The sequence below is a fragment of the Streptomyces sp. XY006 genome (assembly GCF_002237655.1).
In the GTDB taxonomy this organism is placed as follows: Bacteria; Actinomycetota; Actinomycetes; order Streptomycetales; family Streptomycetaceae; genus Streptomyces; species Streptomyces levis.
Genome location: NZ_NOKT01000034.1, coordinates 15,812 through 33,206, shown reverse-complemented (window position 1 = coordinate 33,206; position 17,395 = coordinate 15,812). Strand labels below are relative to the sequence as shown.

Below are 17,395 nucleotides of genomic sequence, written 5' to 3'. Positions count from 1 at the left end.
ACCCCACGGCCGATATTGCTCCGGGCTGCGGTGCCGGGAGGGTTGAGGGTCCCTCTCAGGCGCCGCGGCCCGCGGGTGTTTTTCGGGCTCCGGGTATTTCAGAGCCGTACAAACGCCCGGGTACGCTCGCCACGTGCCCTCCATGAACGAACTCGTACGCCAGCACACCGCCCTCGACGACACCGACCTCGAGTGGCTGCACCTGCTGGTCTCGGAGTGGCAGTTGCTCTCCGACCTCTCCTTCGCCGACCTGGTCCTCTGGGTCCCCACCAGCGACGGCACCCGGTACGTCTCGGTCGCCCAGATGCGGCCCAACACCGGCCCGACCTCGTACCAGGACGACATGGTGGGCCACCTCGTCCCGCGGGGCCGCCGCCCCATGCTGGACGCCGCCCTGGACGAGGGCCGCATCGTGCGCGAAGGGGACCCCGAGTGGCGCGAGGAGGTGCCCGTCCGGGTCGAGTCGATCCCCGTACGGCGGGAGGGCAGGGTCCTCGGCGTCATCGCGCGCAACACCAACCTCCTCACGGTGCGCACCCCGAGCCGGCTGGAGCTCACCTATCTGCAGAGCGCCTCCGACCTGGCGCAGATGATCGCGGCCGGTTCCTTCCCGTTCGCCAATCAGCAGCTCGACATGGACGCCTCGCCCCGCGTCGGCGACGGCCTCATCCGGCTCGACGCCGACGGCCTCGTCCAGTACGCCTCGCCCAACGCGCTGTCCGCCTACCACCGGCTCGGCCTCGCCTCCGACCTCGTCGGACAGCACCTCGGCAGGACCACGGCCGAACTGGCCCCGACCCGGGGCCCGGTGGACGAGGCCCTGGCCAAGGTGGCCAGCGGCTGGGCGCCGCGCGAGTTCGAGATCGAGGCCCACGACGGGGTCATCCAGTTCCGCGCGATTCCCCTGAAGCCCAAGGGCACCCGCATCGGCTCGCTCGTACTGCTCCGGGACGTCACCGAACTGCGTCGCCGCGAGCGCGAGTTGATCACGAAGGACGCGACGATCCGGGAGATCCACCACCGGGTCAAGAACAACCTCCAGACCGTGGCGGCCCTGCTCCGCCTCCAGGCCCGGCGCATCGAGTCCGACCGCGGGCGCGAGGCCCTGGAGGAGGCGGTGCGGCGGGTCGGGTCGATTGCGATCGTGCACGAGACCCTCTCCCAGAACCTGGACGAGCGCGTCGAGTTCGACGACATCGCCGACCGGGTCCTCGCGATGGTCGCGGAGATCTCCCCGGGCAAGGTCGCGGGCCGGCGCACCGGACGCTTCGGCATCCTGGACGCCGAGGTCGCGACCCCGCTGTCGATGGTGCTGACCGAAGTCCTGCAGAACGCGCTGGAGCACGGCTTCCGCGAAGGCGACACCGGCACCGTAGAGGTGTCGGCGGTCCGCGGCGGCACCACGAAGGAGGCGCGTCTGCTCGTCACCGTGCAGGACGACGGCGTCGGACTGCCGGAGGGTTTCGATCCGCACACCGCCGGCAACCTCGGCCTGCAGATCGTCCGCACCCTGGTCGAGGGGGAGTTGGGCGGCACCTTCGACATGGTCCCGGCCCCGGACCGCGGCACCCGCGTGATCCTGGACATCCCGGTGCGCGCGCAGAAGTAGCCGAGTCCCGCCTCCGACGCAGGGTGAGCGGTCGGCTTCCGGCGCGGGGTGAGCGGTCGGCTTCCGGCCCAAGGTGAGCGGTCGGCCTCCGGCTTAAGGTGGCCGTCACATGCCGGGCCGCACCCGCCCGCGGGAAGCGGCTGAGAAAAGCAATGAGCCCCGGGCCACCAAGTGGCCCGGGGCTAAAGCTCGTTGCTGCTTAACTAAGCGCATCGGGGGAACTGCGCGCTGCGGCTCGGGGGCGGGAGATGCGTGCTCGCTGCACGCGCCGCCAAGCTCAGGCTGTCAGCAGGGGTGGGTTGTCAGGCGGAGGCCTGACGGGCCCGGTTGCGAGCGGCGCGGCGCTTCATGGCGCGGCGCTCGTCCTCGCTGAGACCACCCCAGACGCCGGAGTCCTGGCCGGACTCGAGCGCCCACTGCAGACACTGCTCGATCACCGGGCAGCGACGGCAGACGGCCTTGGCTTCCTCGATCTGCAGCAGCGCAGGACCGGTGTTGCCGATGGGGAAGAAGAGCTCGGGGTCTTCCTCGCGGCAAACGGCGTTGTGACGCCAGTCCATGGCTGCTACCTCTCCTTGGTATTACGTGCAGATGCTTGTGAATGTGAACGCTTTCACGAATCCCTCAACAAGTGAAGGGCCGACCGCCAGGTTCCCTGGCGTGGGTCCTGTGAGTTGAAGAGGGGTTCTGGTGATCAGTGGAGGCCGGTGTTGCGGGCCGTCCCGATCGCCACGTAGAGACTCGCAAACCTCAGCGGCGGATACAACCCCTTCTGGAAAGTTTTTTTTGATTCTTCGGTGTCGACTAGGTCACAGCCGTACTTCCATGGGGTGGATCCTGGCCTAAACGTTCGAGTGAAAGGACTTTCGCCAGTTCTGCTCACACAATCACACGCAGTGCACGGCGTACGCCTGTGAACGTCACGCTGGTTCGCAGCCCCAGGTGGTCACCGTCCATCTGGAGGGGGAGCGGCACCTTCGAATGCAAGGTGAACTCGGTCAAGTCGTGCAGGGAGGTGGCGTGCTTGCCCTGGGGTCCCCGCTCCGGGGACGAAGTGAGCAACTGGGTGCCATACCGGGCAACAGCGGCGGTCGACAGGCGGCTGAGAGCGAAGATGTCGAGGCCGGTATCGAACGAGGCCTTAGGCGCCGCGTAGATCGGGCGATTCCCCAGAAACGTCCACGGGGAGGTGTTCGAGACTATGGACAGCACCAGATCGTGGACGGGGTCCGCGCCGGCCCGTTCCAGGGTGATCGTCCCGTTCCGGCGGTGGGGCTCGCCGAAGAGCTGGCGCACGACCTGGCGGACGTAGAGAGCGTGTGTGGATTTCCGGCCGCGCTCGCGGTGCTGCTCCACCCGGCCCACCACGCCGGCGTCGAAGCCGAGGCCCGCGTTGAAGGTGAACCAGCGGGCCGGCACCGACTCGTCCGCCGTGCCCGGCGTCCCCGAGGTCAGCCCGAGGCCGACCGTGCGTTCGCTGCCGTCGCGCAGGGCGTCCAGCAGGGCGCCGGTGGCCTCCACGGCGTCGTTCGGCAGGCCGAGGGCGCGGGCGAAGACATTGGTGGAGCCGCCGGGGACCACGGCGAGACCGGGGAGATGCCCCGGAGCCGGGCCGGCGTGGAGCAGACCGTTGACCACCTCGTTGACCGTGCCGTCGCCGCCGAGGGCGACCACCAGGTCGATGTCGTCACTGTCCGCGGCCTGCCGGCCCAGGTCGCGCGCATGGCCGCGGTACTCGGTGGTGACCGCCTCCAGCTTCATCTCACTGGCGAGCGCGTGGATCAGTACGTCGCGTGTGCGCGCGCTCGTAGTGGTTGCCGCCGGATTGACCACAAGAAGTGCACGCATGACTGGCAGCGTACCTACTGGGTGGTACCGGGCCCAGACCGAGGTGGGGATCAGGTAAGAGAGCAGGGGTGAACCTCGGCACGGGGGCGCACGACGCGAGGGCTACCCTTCAGGGGTGAGCAGTGAGCAGACCCCCACCACCCCGGAGATCACCGGCCCCCGCCCGCGGCGCCTCACGTACGCGGCGCTGCTGGCCGCCCTGGAGGGGCTCGCGCTGGTCGTCGGCGGGGTCTGGATCCTCGTCCTCGGCTTCACGGGGCACCCGGACGACCGGCAGCAGGCCGTCACCGGGGGCATCACGCTGGTCGTGCTCGCGCTGCTGCCGCTGCTCGCCGCGCGCGGGCTGCTCGCCCTGCGCAGCTGGGCCCGCGGCCCGGCCGTCATCACCCAGCTCATGGCGCTGCCGGTGGCCTACAACCTGCTCCAGGCCGACAGCATGGCCATCCCGGGCGGGATCGCCCTGGCCGTGGTCGCCGTCGCCTCGCTCGTCCTGCTGATCAACCCCGAGACGACCCGGGCCCTCGGGATCCGCGGGCCCGGCAACGCCGGCGGTACTCAGAAGTAGACGGCAGGACGGCAGGCGGCACGGCGAAGGGGCCGGGAGAGGCCGTCACTCCTCGACGAGGAGCTTCTCCCTGAGCTGCGCCAGCGTGCGCGCCAGCAGCCGGGAGACGTGCATCTGCGAGATGCCGACCTCCTGCGCGATCTGCGACTGGGTCATGTTCCCGAAGAAGCGCAGCAGCAGGATCCGCTTCTCGCGCGGCGGGAGGTCCTCCAGCAGCGGCTTGAGCGACTCCCGGTACTCCACGCCTTCCAGCGCCTCGTCCTCCGCGCCGAGGGTGTCGGCGACCGCCGGGGACTCGTCATCGGTGTCGGGGACGTCCAGGGACAGCGTGGAGTACGCGTTGGCCGACTCCAGGCCCTCCAGGACCTCCTCCTCGGAGATGGCCAGCTTCTCGGCGAGCTCGTGGACCGTGGGGGAGCGGCCGTGCAGCTGCGACAGCTCGGCCGTCGCCGTGGTCAGCGACAGCCGCAGCTCCTGCAGCCGGCGCGGCACCCGCACCGCCCAGCCCTTGTCGCGGAAGTGCCGCTTGATCTCGCCGACGACCGTCGGGGTCGCGTACGTGGAGAACTCCACGCCGCGGTCCGGGTCGAAGCGGTCGACCGACTTGATCAGTCCGATCGTGGCGACCTGGGTCAGGTCGTCCAGCGGCTCGCCGCGGTTGCGGAAACGGCGCGCGAGATGCTCGACGAGCGGCAGGTGCATGCGGACCAGCTGGTTGCGCAGCTCCGCGTACTCCGGGCTGCCGCTGCTCAGCGTGCGCAGTTTGAGGAACATCTCGCGCGCGCCGCTGCGGTCCGGGGCGCCGTGCTGCGCGCCGTGCGCGTGCTGCGCGCTCGGCGCCTCGTCCTCGGAGTGTCGCTCGTGCTCGCTCATCGTCCCGCCCGTCGCCCTTCCCCGAGCCCTCGCCTCCTCCGCCCCTCTCGACTTCGCGCGAGTGGGGGGAACCCCCTGGGCCGGGGCCGTGCCGATCCCCCCGCCCGGAGGCGCGCTCCGCACGGCACCGTCCTGGCCGTGCCGCCCGCCGCCCGGGAGGACGGCCCCCGCGGAGTCGTCCTCGGGATGCGGGCGGGCCTGCTCGGGGATGCCGTCGATGCCCTCCGCCATGCGCCGGGCTCCGGCCGGACCGCTCAGGCCCGTGCCCGTGCCCTCGGCCGGCAGCTCTCGTGTGCCGCGCTCTTCGTCCCGCACCGGCCCGTCCTCGTTCCTCACGCCGGCCCGGGTCCCGCGCCGCGCTGTTTGTAGAGGCTGATCGAAACGGTTTTGTCCTTGTCCACGGCAGAGGAGACCTTGCCCGCGAGGGCGGACAGGACGGTCCAGGCGAAGGTGTCCCGCGAAGGGGCATGACCATCGGTGGTCGGCGCCGAGACGGTGACCTCGAGTGAGTCGTCGACGAGGCGGAAGACGCAACTGAGCACCGAGCCGGGCACGGCCTGCTGGAGCAGGATCGCGCAGGCCTCGTCCACCGCGATGCGCAGGTCCTCGATCTCGTCGAGGGTGAAGTCCAAACGGGCCGCGAGACCGGCCGTGGCCGTACGCAGCACCGACAGGTAGGCACCCGCGGCCGGCAGCCGGACTTCCACGAAGTCCTGGGTCGCGGGCTCGCCTGCGATCTGGGACACCCTCACCTCCATGGTGGTACAAGCGTTTCAGGGCCGAGGGTCGCCCCCCGGGGTAACGCGATACGTGGTTCAGCGGTGACGCTATCGCGCTCTCGACGATCCTGTCCCCGGGACCCCAACCCCTTGCCGTCACTCACAGTAAACCTGTGGACACGCTCCGTGTCTAGGGGTTGGGCGGGCCCAAATGGGAAGAGCGCGCGCCGGATTGACGTACCCAGACGTCAGACGCTCGAACCGTCCTGGTCGGACCGTCCTGAGCCGGGCTGGTGCCCCCTCACACGAGGACATGGTCGACGAAGCACCAACGCCAGGTCTCCCCGGGTTCGTGCGTCCGCATGACGGGATGACCGGACTCCGTGTGGTGCCGCGCGGCGTGCCGCCCCGGCGAGGAGTCGCAGCAGCCGACGTGACCGCAGCTGAGGCACAGCCGTAGTTGCACCGGATCCATGCCCTCCGCCAGGCACTCCGGACACGTCTCGCTGAGCGGGCCGGGTTCGGGGTGCGGCAGCGCGTCGGCGTGCGTGCACTGTTTCATGATTGCCAGGTTACGACGGTCGAGCGGAAGACCGCGTCGGAAAATGAGGGCGGGCGAGGACGATGGACGTGATGCCACTGCTGTTGCTGGTGGCGGGTAGTGCCGCGATCGCCGCGGCCGCGCGGCGGACTCCGGTGCCCGCGCCGCTGCTGCTGGTCGCGGCCGGGCTGGCGGTCAGTTACATGCCCGGCGTGCCCGACTACACCCTCGACCCGCACGTCGTCCTGCCGCTCATCCTGCCCCCGCTGCTGCACACGGCCGCCACCGACAGCTCCTACCTCGACCTGCGGGCGCAGCTGCGGCCGGTCGCGATGCTGTCCGTCGGGTACGTGCTGTTCGCGACCTTCGTGGTCGGCTGGGCCGTGTACGTGATCGTGCCGGACATGCCGCTGACCGCGGCCCTGGTCTTCGGTGCGGTCGTGGCACCGCCGGACGCGGTCGCGGCGACCGCGGTGGCCCGCCGGGTCGGCCTGCCGTCACGGATCACCACGATCCTCCAGGGCGAGTCCCTGCTGAACGACGCCACCGCGATCACCGCCTACCGCGTGGCCCTGGCCGCCGCCGTCGGGGAGGGCGCCACCTGGGCCGGGGGCATCGGCGAGTTCCTGCTCGCCGCGATCGGCGGCGTCGTGGTCGGACTGGTGCTGATGGCGCCGATCCACTGGCTGCGCACGCACGTGAAGGAAGCGCTGCTGCAGAACACGCTCTCCCTGCTGATCCCGTTCGTCGCCTACGCCGTCGCCGAGCAGCTGCACGCCTCCGGTGTCCTCGCGGTCGTCGTGGTGGCGCTCTACCTGGGACACCGCGCGTGGGAGGTCGACTTCGCCACGCGTCTGCAGGAGGAGGCGGTGTGGAAGATGGTCGCCTTCGTCCTGGAGTCCGCGGTGTTCGCGCTGATCGGACTGCAGCTGCCGGTGGTGCTCCGCGGCCTCGGCGAGTACGAGGGCGTCGAAGCCGCCTGGTACGCCGTCGCCGTCTTCCTGGTCGTCGTCGCAGCCCGCTTCGTCTGGGTGTACCCGGCCACCTTCCTGCCCCGGCTGATGTCGGCGCGCATCCGGGAGCGCGAGGGACAGCTGACGTGGAAGGGGCCGTTCGTCATCGCGTGGGCCGGCATGCGGGGTGTGGTCTCGCTGGCGATCGCCTTCTCGATCCCGCTCACCCTGCACGACGGTGAGCCGTTCCCGCAGCGCAATCTCATCCTCTTCCTGACCTTCACGACCGTCATCGGGACCCTGGTCGTGCAGGGACTGACCCTGCCCCCGCTGATCCGGCTGCTGAGGTTCCCCGGGCGGGACACACAGGCCGAGACGCTCGCCGAGGCCAATGCCCAGGCGCAGGCCTCGCGGGCCGCCGAGCGGCGCCTTGACGAACTCCTCGCCGACGAGCGCAACGCCCTGCCCGCCCCGCTCGCCGACCGGCTGCGCACCGTCCTGGAACGCCGCCGCAACGCCGTCTGGGAACGGCTGGGGCAGGCCAACCCGGTCACCGGGGAGTCGGTCGACGACACCTACCGTCGCCTGTCCCGGGAGATGATCAGCGCCGAGCGCGAGGTGTTCGTCAGGCTCCGGGACGGCCGCTACATCGACGACGAGATGCTGCGCACGCTGCTGCGCCGCCTGGACCTGGAGGAGGCGGCTGCCTTCCGGGAGGCGACGTAGCGGCGGGAAGTGAGTGGCGGCAGGAGTCCCTGTGGCGGCGGGGGACGATGCTGCCGCAGGGAACGATGTGACGCAGTGGCAGGCCCGGGCCGCCCGGGCTGGCTCTGTCAGGCCCCGTCAGGCCGGGTCAGGGAAGGGGCGGCCGGTGATCACGGCCGCCACCGTCGTCCCGCGCGGGAAGGCGCCCTCGTCGGCCAGGGTGACGAGCCCGTACAGCAGCTTGGCGACGTACAGGCGTTCGACGGGCAGTCCGTGGCGCTGCTCGAAGTCCGCGGCGAAGGCGTCGAGCTCCCCGGGCACGCGCGCGTAGCCGCCGAAATGGAACCGGTCGTCCATGTCCCAGTCGCCGCGCCGGCCGCCGAAGGCCTCCCGCTGCAGGGCCTCCGTGTCGGCGGCCAGAAAGCCGCCCTTGAGGACCGGCACGCCCAGCGCGCGCTGCCCCGGTGCCAGACCGGCGGCCAGGCCCGCCAGCGTGCCGCCGGTGCCGCAGGCCACGGCGACGACGTCGGCCCGGTCGCGCAGCTCGGCGCCGAGCTCCCGGCAGCCGCGGACGGCTTGCGCGTTGCTGCCGCCCTCGGGGACGACGTACGCGTCCTCGGCGTCCGCCGCCCGCAGGAGCCCGGCCAGGACTCCTGCCTCGGACTTGCGGCGGTAGGACGCCCGGTCGGCGAAGTGCAGCCGCATGCCGTCGGCCGCGCACCGGGCCAGCGAAGGGTTGAGGGGCCGGCCGGCCAGCTCGTCGCCGCGGACGACACCGACCGTGGGGATGCCGAGCAGGCGGCCGGCCGCGGCCGTGGCGCGCAGGTGGTTGGACCAGGCACCGCCGAAGGTGACGACGGTACGGCCGTCCGCCGCCGCCAGATTCGGCGCCAGCTTGCGCCACTTGTTGCCGATCAGCTCCGGGTGGATCAGGTCGTCCCGCTTGAGCAGCAGCCGCACACCCCGGCGTTCGAACCGGTCGTCGGCGGCCTCCTGCACCGGCGAGGGCAGCCGGGGCCGCAGACCGGCGAGGCCGGGGGTGTCGGGGCTGGTCACCGGGCCATTGTCACCCGAGGGTGGGAGAGGCGGCACCGGCCGTCCCGCCGCGCCCGGCCTCGTCGCGGCCGGGGTCCTCGCCGCTCGCCGCGCCGGGACCCGTCCGCCCGGATCCGCGCCGGTTCCGCGCCCACTCGACGAGCGAGGGGCCGCCGCGCAGGCACCACAGCGCGATCACCGGGTCGCAGATCGCGCAGCCCAGCGAGGACGTGTGGGCGAACGGGATGATCGGGTTGCCCTTGATGTGGTGGACGACGTCCCACACCGTGTGCAGCAGCCAGCCGACGCCGATCCACGTCCACGACTCCAGACCGCGGAAGGCCACGTACGTCAGCAGCGCGGTGAAGGCGAACTCCCAGCCGCCCAGGCCGCCACCGCTGAGGTACGCGGCGCCGGCCCCGGCCACCATGACCGCGTTCAGGCGGCGCCGGTGCGGTTCCCGGACCAGGGACATCAGCAGGGCGTAGAGGATGCCGATGCCGATCGGCGCGACGTACTGCATGGCGGGGCCGTTTCTGGAGGCGGCAGGGGAACGGCTCACCACGCTAGAACCGGCCCCTGAAGCCCCCCAGAGGCACGGCCGCCAAGTTCCCACGGGTTGTCGCCAGCCGGTCCGGAGCCCCGGCTGGGTGCCTCTGAAAGCCTCGCCAGGCCTCGCCGAGGCGCTTTCGAACACCGCCGAAAACGGGCGCCTCCTGCCCAACAGTACGAAGATCCATTCCCGCTCTTTCGGGTAATACCATCGCTGCGCTGCGTGAGGAAGGCTGGTCGTGCACATCGATGCCCGAGGCAAATGGGCGTCGGTCACAACCGGGAGGGCAGTTCTCTATGTCGGTAGGCGAAGAGGTCCGCACCGAGCAGACCAAGCCGCAGCAGAGTCTCGGCACGGCGGCCGCGCGGAACCTGGCCACCACGACCAAGTCCGTGCCGCAGATGCAGGAGATCAGCTCCCGCTGGCTGCTGCGGATGCTGCCCTGGGTCGACATCCAGGGTGGTACGTACCGGGTGAACCGGCGGCTGACGTTCGCCGTGGGCGACGGCCGGCTGACGTTCGTCAAAACCGGCGACCGCGTCGAGATCATCCCCGCGGAGCTGGGCGAACTGCCGGCGCTGCGCTCCTACGAGGACGAGGAGGTGCTCTTCGAGATCGCCCGCCGCTGCGAGCAGCGGGAGGTCCCGGCGGGCGAGGTGATCGCCTCCTTCGGCAGCCCGTCCGACGAGGTGTACCTGCTCGCGCACGGCCGCGTCGAGAAGGTCGGCACGGGCCCCTACGGCGACGACGAGTCCCTCGGAGTCCTCGCCGACGGCGCCTACTTCGGCGACGACGCGCTGCTGAACGAGGACGCCATCTGGGAGTACACGGCCCGCGCGCTCACCGCGTGCACGGTCCTGGTGCTGCCCCGCCAGGAGTTCGCGCAGATCGCCGAGCGCTCGGACTCGCTGCGCGAGCACCTCCAGCACATCCGCTCGATCCCCTCGCAGCGCTCCAACAAGTACGGCGAGAAGGAGATCGACCTCGCCGCCGGCCACTCCGGCGAGCCGGACATCCCGCACACGTTCGTCGACTACGAGGCCAGGCCGCGCGAGTACGAACTGAGCGTCGCGCAGACCGTGCTGCGCATCCACACGCGCGTGGCCGACCTGTACAACCAGCCGATGAACCAGACCGAGCAGCAGATCCGGCTCACGGTCGAGGCGCTGAAAGAGCGCCAGGAGCACGAGCTCATCAACAACCGCGACTTCGGGCTCCTGCACAACTGCGAGTACGACCAGCGGATCCAGCCGCACGACGGCGTGCCCAGCCCGGACGACCTGGACGAGCTGCTCAGCCGGCGCCGCGGCACCAAGCTGCTGCTCGCCCACCCGCGCGCGATCGCCGCGTTCGGCCGCGAGCTCAACAAGCGGGGGCTGGTCCCGGAGACCATCGACATGGCCGGGAACCGCATCCCCACCTGGCGCGGGGTGCCGATCTTCCCGTGCAACAAGATCCCGGTGACGGAGGCCCGCACGACGTCGATCATCGCCATGCGTACCGGCGAGAGCGACCAGGGCGTCATCGGTCTGCGGGCCTCGGGCATCCCGGACGAGATCGAGCCCAGCCTGTCGGTGCGCTTCATGGGCATCAACGAACAGGCCATCATCAAGTACCTGGTCACGGCCTACTACTCGGCAGCGGTCCTGGTACCGGACGCGCTCGGTGTGCTGGAGAACGTCGAGATCGGCCGCTGGCGGTGACGCTCCCGGCAGGCCGGCCGTGTCCCGCCCGGGCGGGGCGGGTACACCCTGGGGGTACGCGCCCGGCAACGGCCCAGGCGCCACCGTCCGTTCCTTCTCCGAGGCGGTCCGATGGGTGAATCCCTCACGGAGTCCAGGACGGAGCCGACGCTGCCCGCCCCCGGTGGGCTGCGTGGCGCCGAGCCCCGGAGGGCGGCCGGGGCTCCGGAAGGGCGGGGATCCGACGGGCAGGACGGCCGGCCGGGAGGGGCCGAGGGGCACGAGGCGGTCATGCTCCTGGAGCGGGCGCGGGCGGAGGTCGACCCGGTGCTGCGCTCCGCGCTCGACGCACGGCCCGGGCCGCTGCGCCGCGTCGCGTACTACCACTTCGGCTGGGAGCGGGCGGACGGCACACCGGCCGAGAGCGGCTCGGGCAAGGCGATCCGTCCCGCGCTGGTCCTCGCCGCGGCGGCCGCCCTGGGGGGACCCGAGGCGCGGGCCCGGGCGGTGCGGGCGGCCGCCGCGGTGGAGCTGGTCCACAACTTCACCCTGCTGCACGACGACGTGATGGACCGCGACGCCACCCGTCGTCACCGGCCCACCGCCTGGGCCGTGTTCGGGGACGCCGACGCGATCCTCGCCGGAGACGCCCTCCAGGCGCTGGCCCTGCGGCTCCTCGCCGAGGACCCGCATCCGGCCTCCCGACCCGCAGCCGTCCGGCTCGCGGACTGCGTGGTCGAACTGTGCGCGGGGCAGCACGCGGACACGTCACTGGAGCGGCGCGTCCCGGCCGAGGTCACGCTGGACGAGGTGCTCGCCATGGCGGAGGCCAAGACGGGTGCCCTGCTGGGCAGCGCCTGCGCGATCGGGGCGCTGTACGCGGGCGCCGGGGAGTCGGACGTGGCGGCGCTGGACGCGTTCGGCCGGGAGGCCGGGCTGGCCTTCCAGCTCATCGACGACGTCATCGGCATATGGGGCGACCCGAGCCGCACCGGCAAGCCCGTCGGCGCGGACCTGGCCACCCGCAAGAAGTCCCTGCCGGTCGTCGCGGCCTTCGTCTCCGGCACCCCGGAGGCCGCCGAACTCGCCGATCTGTACGCCCGACCCGGCGACAAGGAGGACCTGGACCACATCGCCCGGACCGTGGAGCGCGCGGGCGGCCGTGACTGGGCACAGGACCAGGCGGCCGACCGGATGGCCCGCGCGATGCAGCACCTGGCGCACGCGGTGCCGGATCCGGAGGCGGCGGGCGGGCTGCTGGCCCTCGCCGAGTTCGTGACCCGGCGCAGCAGTTGACGGCCGGCGGCACGGGATGCCGACGGCACCCGGAAGCCGGCGGCACCCGGAAGCCGGCGGCACCCGGAAGCCGGCGGCACCCGGACGCCGGGGGCACCCGGACGCCGGCGGCAGCGAGGACCGGCGGCGTGGCTGCCGACGGTCCTGCGGGTGAACCGAGGCCCGCACCGAGACAGAACCCTTCGGGCGACCGGAGGGCCAGACCCCGGGGCTCCGGAGCCGTGCGGATCCTGACACCGCACGGTCGCCGGACCCCGGCCGGCGGGTCCCGCACTGCCCCACGGTGTGCGGGGCCCGCCCCTCACTCGTGTACGCACCTCGGTTTGGACACGCGTTCGACGGGTTTGCGCCAAGGTCCGGGCCCACGCTCCGCGCCGGCCCCCGGCCGCCCTACGATCAACGCCCGTCGGCTCGGTGACGGCACCGGTGACCGGCACCGATGACCGGCACGGGCGAAGGGGCGGGGATCATGGGCGTGGCGATCCGGACGGCGGGCGCGGCGGACCGGGAGCTGATCGTCCGGCTCCTGGACGAGGCCTTCCAGGACGATCCCGTGAGCGGCTGGGTCTTCCCCGCGGCCGCGGAGCGCCGGGCCAAGCACCCCGGGCTCATGGCCGCCTTCACCGACATCGTGCTCGCGTCCGGCCGTATCGACGTCACGGAGGACGGGTCCGCCTGCGCGCTGTGGCTCTCGATGCCGGCCGAGGAGGGTCCCGGCGATGACGGCCACGGCGGGCAGGGCCCCGCCGACGCCGGTGAGGACGACGGGCCGGCCCAGGTGCGGGAGGCCGTCGACCCGGACAACGCGCGCATCGAGGAGATCGGCCGGCTCACAGCCGCGATCCATCCCTCCGGGCGGGCCCACGAGTACCTGTGGATGATCGGCGTGGCCCCTGGCCGTCAGGGTGAGGGTCTCGGCACCGCGCTCATCGAGTCGGTCCTGGACCGCTGCGACCGCGAAGGGCTGCCCGCCTACCTGGAGGCGAGCAGCGCCCGCAGCCGCACGCTGTACGAACGTCTCGGCTTCGAGCTCTCCGGCCCGGTCCTCGACCTCCCCGACGGCCCGGCGATGTGGCCGATGTGGCGCGAGCCCCGTACGGCGAGGACCGCCTGACCCTCCTGGGGCCGCCTATTGCAGCCGCCCTATTGCGGCTGCCCTCCTGCGGCCGAGCCGCTGCCATGCGGAGTCCCCTCTGCCACTTTCCCCTGCCTGCCGATAATCCCTTGCAACCACTACAGCGGGAGTACTACAACTGGAGTTGTTGCAGCGACGGCCGACGGAAAGAGACGGATTTGCGCAAGCTCACGTACTTCATCGCCTGCTCCCTCGACGGCTTCATCGGAGACCCGGACGGGGACGCGACGGCGATGATGAGCTTCCTCGACGAGGAGTACCTCGCCTACCTGGGAAGCGAATATCCGGAGACCGTGGCCACCCACGGCCGCCGGGCCCTCGGTATCGACGACCTGCCGAACAAGCGGTTCGACATGCTCATCCAGGGCCGGGGGAGCTACGACCTGGCCCTGCGGGAGGGCATCACCAGCCCGTACGCCCACCTGCGCGAGTACGTCGTGTCCAGCACCCTGAAGGACTCGCCCGATCCGAACGTGGAGATCATCTCGGACGACCCGATCGGCAAGGTCCGGGAACTGAAGGCGGAGGACAGCGAGTTCGGCATCTACCTCTGCGGCGGGGCGAAGGTCGCGGGCGCGCTGGTCGACGAGATCGACGAGCTGATCATCAAGTCCTATCCGCTGGTGTACGGCACGGGCATGCCCATGTTCGAGACGGGTTTCGCGATCTCGGAGTTCGCCCTGGAGTCCGTGCGCGCGTTCGGCAACGGCGTGGTGGTGCGCACGTACAGCAGGAAGCGCTGAGGCCCTCACCGGCCTACCCTGAAAGCATGGGCAGCGACGAGCACGTCTGTCCGACCTGCGGACAGCCAGTGGAAACAGTCGTCCGGCGGCACAAGACGCTGGGCACATGGGTCCCGAAGTGGGTGGCGGGCCCGTGCCGCAACCCCGACTGCGGGGCCTACGACACGGAGGCCGCGGAAGCCGGCCACCCGGAGAAGGACGCCCGGACGGCCGGGCACGTCGAGACGGCCCGGCCGGCCCAGGGCTCCTCCCCTCCCGTGGCCACGGGACCCGTGACGTCCCCGCCGGAACAGGCCCCCGGAGAAACCATCACGAAGCACCCCTGAGGCGCGAAGCCCACTGAGGCGCGAAGCCCACTGAGGCGCGAAGTACCCCAAGGCTCGAAGTACCCCGAGCCCCGAAGCATTCGTGAGCCCGCGGCACCCCTGAGAGCCCGTGCGGTCCGGTCGAGGGTCGCCGCCGGAAGCGCCACCGGCCGCAAGCTCCGTCGGCATGCACCGCGTCCGCAGGAGCCGTACGTCAGGTACCGGACAGGCGCCGGGCCGGTGGCCGGCCCGTGTGCGGGTCCCGGGTGGTCAGGCAGTAGGTGCCGCCCGCCGGGTCGCGCATCACCGTCCAGCCGGAGAAGCCGGCCACGCACTCGGCCCCGAGCGTCTCGTGCCAGGCCCGGGTCGCCTCGACGTCCGCGCAGGCGAGGTCGAGGTGGGCGGAGACCGGGCGTTCCGTGCCCAGCCGTTGCAGGAGCAGACGGACCGGCAGGCCCGGCGGCGGCTCCAGCACATGGAACTCGGGGAGGGCGCCCGGCCGTGACTCCCAGCCGGTCAGCAGCCCGCTCCAGAAGGCGACTTCGGCGGAGTACGCCGACGGCGGCACGTCCACGCACACCTGGTCGAGCCGGCTGCCCCGCACCACACCCGGCCGGGACGACTGCCCGCGCCAGGGGTCCGCGCAGAACAACTGCCCGCCCGGCGAACGCAGCACGACGAGCGAATCGGAGTCCAGCATCACGCGCGCCCCGAGCCGCACCGCCGCGTCGGCGAACTCCCGTATGTCGTCCACGCAGAAGTCGAGGTGCGCGCCGCCCGGACCCGCCCCCACCGCCTGGGCCTTGACGCACGCGTCGGCGCCGTCCGGGAGCAGCGTGACGAACTCGGAGTGCTCGCCGCGCAGTTCGGAGAGCCGGGTGGCGGTCACCGCCGTCCAGAAGTCGCAGGCGGAGCCGAAGGCCGCGCGGGGCCGGTCGACGAAGGCGTACGTCCAGCGGATGCTCATGGCGGTGATCGTAGAGGGCGCACGCCACGGCCACCTGCGTGAACCTTGAGCAGCCTGCGCCCCGCCGTTGCCCGCCCTCGGCCCGGACTTGTTTGCATGCTGCAATGGACCACATCACGTTCCTCGTGGCCGTCGTCATCGTCACGGCGCTCGCCTTCGACTTCACCAACGGATTCCACGACACGGCGAACGCGATGGCCACGTCCATCGCCACGGGCGCGCTCGCGCCCCGTACAGCGGTCCTGATCAGCGGTGTCCTCAACGTCGTCGGTGCCTTCCTGTCCACCGAGGTCGCCAGGACGATCTCCGGCGGCATCGTGGACGACACCCTCGTCACCCCCGGGATGATCTTCGCGGGGCTCGTCGGGGCGATCCTGTGGAACCTGCTGACCTGGCTCCTCGGACTGCCCTCCAGCTCCTCACACGCCTTGTTCGGCGGGCTGATCGGAGCCGTCTGGGTGGGGGCGGGCAGCCGCGGGGTGGACTTCGCCAAGGTCGTCGAGAAGGTGCTGGTGCCGGCCGTGGCCTCGCCGGTCGTGGCCGGGGTCGCCGCGCTGCTCGCCACCTGGCTCGCCTACCGGCTCACCGTCCGCGCCCGCGAGGAGTCCGTGCGCAAGGGCTTCCGGATCGGCCAGATCGCCTCCGCCTCCCTCGTCTCCCTGGCCCACGGCACCAACGACGCGCAGAAGACCATGGGCGTCATCACCCTCACCCTGATCTCGGCCGGCGCGCTCGGCCCGGACGCGGGCCCGCCCCTGTGGGTGGTCGCCTCCGCGGGCCTCGCGATCGGCCTCGGCACCTACCTCGGCGGCTGGCGGATCATCCGCACCATGGGCAAGGGCCTTACCGAGATCCAGTCGCCGCAGGGCTTCGCCGCCGAGACCGCCTCCACGACGGTGATCCTGACCTCCGCCCACCTCGGCTTCGCCCTGTCCACCACGCAGGTCGCCTCCGGCAGCATCCTCGGGGCGGGGCTCGGCCGCAGGCTCGCAGCGGTCCACTGGGGCGTGGCGGGCCGGATGGCGGTCGCCTGGGTGGTCACTCTGCCCGCCGCCGCGCTGGTGGGAGGCCTGGCCGCCGCGGTGGTCCAAGGCGGCGGTGACCTCGGCACGGCGGCCGTCGCCCTGGTCGGCGCGGCCCTCGCCGCGGGCATGGTGGTGCTCTCGCGCCGCAACCCCGTGCACGCGCGGAACGTCAACGACGGCCGTGCGGTGAGCCTGCGCGCCGAGCCGCCGGCCAAGGTCCGCACGGCTGCCTGAACGACCGGCGGCCGGACCCGCACCTCGGCGGGCGCGGGCCGTACCGGGCACGTACGACGAAGGGGCCCGGCCGGATCGGCGGCCGGGCCCCTTCGGCATACGTGGCGATCAAGCCTTCTTGGTCTCCCAGAAGATCTTGTCGATCTGGGCGATGTAGTCCAGCGCCTTCTGGCCGGTGGCCGGGTCGGTCGACGCCTTGGCGGCCGAGAGGGCCTTCAGGGTGTCGTTGACCAGCTGGTGCAGCTCCGGGTACTTCTCGAAGTGCGGGGGCTTGAAGTAGTCGCTCCAGAGCACCGAGACGTGGTGCTTCGCGAGCTCGGCACGCTGCTCCTTGATGACGGTGGCGCGGGCCTGGAAGTGCGGGTCGTCGTTTCCGGCCATCTTCTCCTGGACGGCCTTGACCGACTCCGCCTCGATGCGGGCCTGGGCGGGGTCGTAGACACCGCAGGGAAGGTCGCAGTGCGCGCTGACCTTGACCTTGGGTGCAAACAGGCGGGAAAGCATGGAGCATTCCTTCCTCGTGATCGTCTTCTCACAGGGGACATTACTCCGTGGGGGAGGGGTTTTCGCGAGTGCCCCCTTGGGCTTAGGACAAAAGTCCGGGGTG

The 17,395-nt window shown here is 71.7% G+C and carries 18 protein-coding genes; 9 read left to right on the top strand and 9 right to left on the bottom strand.

What is annotated here, in order from left to right; translation table 11 throughout:
* The first annotated feature begins 142 nt into the window (after positions 1 to 142).
* Positions 143 to 1,609, top strand: coding sequence for a sensor histidine kinase (locus CHR28_RS31415; protein WP_094057111.1), 1,467 nt, complete (start codon positions 143 to 145; stop codon positions 1,607 to 1,609).
* 302 nt (positions 1,610 to 1,911) lie between these two features.
* Here CHR28_RS31415 and CHR28_RS31410 read toward each other — a convergent pair whose 3' ends face one another.
* Both CHR28_RS31410 and CHR28_RS31405 read right to left on the bottom strand, forming a co-directional pair.
* Positions 1,912 to 2,169, bottom strand: a complete 258-nt coding sequence (locus CHR28_RS31410; protein ID WP_003992873.1) for a WhiB family transcriptional regulator — start codon at positions 2,167 to 2,169, stop codon at positions 1,912 to 1,914.
* A gap of 319 nt (positions 2,170 to 2,488) precedes the next feature.
* Entirely contained in the window at positions 2,489 to 3,457 is a 969-nt protein-coding gene (locus tag CHR28_RS31405; RefSeq protein WP_094057110.1) for a diacylglycerol/lipid kinase family protein, read from the bottom strand.
* A gap of 115 nt (positions 3,458 to 3,572) precedes the next feature.
* On the opposite strand from CHR28_RS31405, the gene CHR28_RS31400 reads away from it, so the two are divergent.
* Complete coding sequence (locus CHR28_RS31400) at positions 3,573 to 4,022, top strand: hypothetical protein (RefSeq protein ID WP_094057109.1); 450 nt, start codon at positions 3,573 to 3,575, stop codon at positions 4,020 to 4,022.
* Positions 4,023 to 4,067: 45 nt separating this feature from the next.
* On the opposite strand, the gene CHR28_RS31395 is transcribed toward CHR28_RS31400, so the two are convergent.
* The 3 genes from CHR28_RS31395 to CHR28_RS31385 form a co-directional block, all read right to left on the bottom strand.
* Positions 4,068 to 5,210 carry an RNA polymerase sigma factor SigF gene (locus CHR28_RS31395; RefSeq protein ID WP_179272616.1) on the bottom strand — a complete coding sequence of 381 codons (1,143 nt, stop codon included), beginning with the start codon at positions 5,208 to 5,210 and terminating at the stop codon, positions 4,068 to 4,070.
* 17 nt (positions 5,211 to 5,227) lie between these two features.
* Positions 5,228 to 5,641 carry a hypothetical protein gene (locus tag CHR28_RS31390; RefSeq protein WP_003992877.1) on the bottom strand — a complete coding sequence of 138 codons (414 nt, stop codon included), beginning with the start codon at positions 5,639 to 5,641 and terminating at the stop codon, positions 5,228 to 5,230.
* Between the two features lie 274 nt (positions 5,642 to 5,915).
* Positions 5,916 to 6,176, bottom strand: a complete 261-nt coding sequence (locus CHR28_RS31385; protein ID WP_094057107.1) for a UBP-type zinc finger domain-containing protein — start codon at positions 6,174 to 6,176, stop codon at positions 5,916 to 5,918.
* A 62-nt stretch (positions 6,177 to 6,238) separates the two neighbouring features.
* Here CHR28_RS31385 and CHR28_RS31380 point away from each other — a divergent pair, with 62 nt between their 5' ends.
* Positions 6,239 to 7,834 (top strand): Na+/H+ antiporter, encoded by a 1,596-nt coding sequence (locus CHR28_RS31380; protein ID WP_094057106.1) that lies wholly within the window; start codon positions 6,239 to 6,241, stop codon positions 7,832 to 7,834.
* A 117-nt stretch (positions 7,835 to 7,951) separates the two neighbouring features.
* Here the strand turns inward: CHR28_RS31380 and CHR28_RS31375 are convergent, their stop codons facing one another.
* Positions 7,952 to 8,869, bottom strand: coding sequence for a 1-aminocyclopropane-1-carboxylate deaminase/D-cysteine desulfhydrase (locus CHR28_RS31375; protein ID WP_094057105.1), 918 nt, complete (start codon positions 8,867 to 8,869; stop codon positions 7,952 to 7,954).
* 10 nt (positions 8,870 to 8,879) lie between these two features.
* The gene (locus CHR28_RS31370; RefSeq protein WP_256984510.1) at positions 8,880 to 9,371 is read right to left on the bottom strand and encodes a DUF6010 family protein; all 492 of its coding nucleotides are present in this window, start codon (positions 9,369 to 9,371) and stop codon (positions 8,880 to 8,882) included.
* 326 nt (positions 9,372 to 9,697) lie between these two features.
* On the opposite strand from CHR28_RS31370, the gene CHR28_RS31365 reads away from it, so the two are divergent.
* The 5 genes from CHR28_RS31365 (at position 9,698) to CHR28_RS37340 (ending at position 14,583) form a co-directional block, all read left to right on the top strand.
* On the top strand, positions 9,698 to 11,104 hold the full coding sequence (locus CHR28_RS31365; RefSeq protein ID WP_094057104.1) for a family 2B encapsulin nanocompartment shell protein: 1,407 nt from the start codon (positions 9,698 to 9,700) through the stop codon (positions 11,102 to 11,104).
* A gap of 111 nt (positions 11,105 to 11,215) precedes the next feature.
* Positions 11,216 to 12,379 (top strand): family 2 encapsulin nanocompartment cargo protein polyprenyl transferase, encoded by a 1,164-nt coding sequence (locus CHR28_RS31360; RefSeq protein WP_094057103.1) that lies wholly within the window; start codon positions 11,216 to 11,218, stop codon positions 12,377 to 12,379.
* 469 nt (positions 12,380 to 12,848) lie between these two features.
* Positions 12,849 to 13,493: a GNAT family N-acetyltransferase gene (locus CHR28_RS31355; protein ID WP_094057159.1), complete on the top strand. Its 645-nt coding sequence runs from the start codon at positions 12,849 to 12,851 to the stop codon at positions 13,491 to 13,493.
* Between the two features lie 179 nt (positions 13,494 to 13,672).
* Positions 13,673 to 14,257 (top strand): dihydrofolate reductase family protein, encoded by a 585-nt coding sequence (locus CHR28_RS31350; RefSeq protein WP_094057102.1) that lies wholly within the window; start codon positions 13,673 to 13,675, stop codon positions 14,255 to 14,257.
* A gap of 26 nt (positions 14,258 to 14,283) precedes the next feature.
* The gene (locus tag CHR28_RS37340; protein ID WP_107473149.1) at positions 14,284 to 14,583 is read left to right on the top strand and encodes a hypothetical protein; all 300 of its coding nucleotides are present in this window, start codon (positions 14,284 to 14,286) and stop codon (positions 14,581 to 14,583) included.
* Positions 14,584 to 14,776: 193 nt separating this feature from the next.
* Here the strand turns inward: CHR28_RS37340 and CHR28_RS31340 are convergent, their stop codons facing one another.
* Positions 14,777 to 15,529, bottom strand: coding sequence for a VOC family protein (locus CHR28_RS31340; RefSeq protein ID WP_094057101.1), 753 nt, complete (start codon positions 15,527 to 15,529; stop codon positions 14,777 to 14,779).
* A 104-nt stretch (positions 15,530 to 15,633) separates the two neighbouring features.
* Between CHR28_RS31340 and CHR28_RS31335 the strand changes: the two genes are divergently transcribed.
* Positions 15,634 to 16,788 carry an inorganic phosphate transporter gene (locus CHR28_RS31335; RefSeq protein WP_094057100.1) on the top strand — a complete coding sequence of 385 codons (1,155 nt, stop codon included), beginning with the start codon at positions 15,634 to 15,636 and terminating at the stop codon, positions 16,786 to 16,788.
* A 108-nt stretch (positions 16,789 to 16,896) separates the two neighbouring features.
* Here the strand turns inward: CHR28_RS31335 and sodN are convergent, their stop codons facing one another.
* On the bottom strand, positions 16,897 to 17,292 hold the full coding sequence (sodN, locus tag CHR28_RS31330) for a superoxide dismutase, Ni (RefSeq protein WP_004983535.1): 396 nt from the start codon (positions 17,290 to 17,292) through the stop codon (positions 16,897 to 16,899).
* Positions 17,293 to 17,395 lie beyond the last annotated feature (103 nt).

Coding starts and splice junctions, on each gene's coding strand:
- CHR28_RS31410 (WP_003992873.1), bottom strand. CDS start 2,169: ATGGACTGGCGTCACAACGCCGTTTGCCGCGAGGAAGACCCCGAGCTC.
- CHR28_RS31365 (WP_094057104.1), top strand. CDS start 9,698: ATGTCGGTAGGCGAAGAGGTCCGCACCGAGCAGACCAAGCCGCAGCAG.
- CHR28_RS31360 (WP_094057103.1), top strand. CDS start 11,216: ATGGGTGAATCCCTCACGGAGTCCAGGACGGAGCCGACGCTGCCCGCC.
- CHR28_RS31385 (WP_094057107.1), bottom strand. CDS start 6,176: ATGAAACAGTGCACGCACGCCGACGCGCTGCCGCACCCCGAACCCGGC.
- CHR28_RS31370 (WP_256984510.1), bottom strand. CDS start 9,371: ATGCAGTACGTCGCGCCGATCGGCATCGGCATCCTCTACGCCCTGCTG.
- CHR28_RS31335 (WP_094057100.1), top strand. CDS start 15,634: ATGGACCACATCACGTTCCTCGTGGCCGTCGTCATCGTCACGGCGCTC.
- CHR28_RS31340 (WP_094057101.1), bottom strand. CDS start 15,529: ATGAGCATCCGCTGGACGTACGCCTTCGTCGACCGGCCCCGCGCGGCC.
- CHR28_RS31405 (WP_094057110.1), bottom strand. CDS start 3,457: ATGCGTGCACTTCTTGTGGTCAATCCGGCGGCAACCACTACGAGCGCG.
- CHR28_RS31355 (WP_094057159.1), top strand. CDS start 12,849: ATGGGCGTGGCGATCCGGACGGCGGGCGCGGCGGACCGGGAGCTGATC.
- sodN (WP_004983535.1), bottom strand. CDS start 17,292: ATGCTTTCCCGCCTGTTTGCACCCAAGGTCAAGGTCAGCGCGCACTGC.
- CHR28_RS31380 (WP_094057106.1), top strand. CDS start 6,239: ATGGACGTGATGCCACTGCTGTTGCTGGTGGCGGGTAGTGCCGCGATC.
- CHR28_RS31415 (WP_094057111.1), top strand. CDS start 143: ATGAACGAACTCGTACGCCAGCACACCGCCCTCGACGACACCGACCTC.
- CHR28_RS37340 (WP_107473149.1), top strand. CDS start 14,284: ATGGGCAGCGACGAGCACGTCTGTCCGACCTGCGGACAGCCAGTGGAA.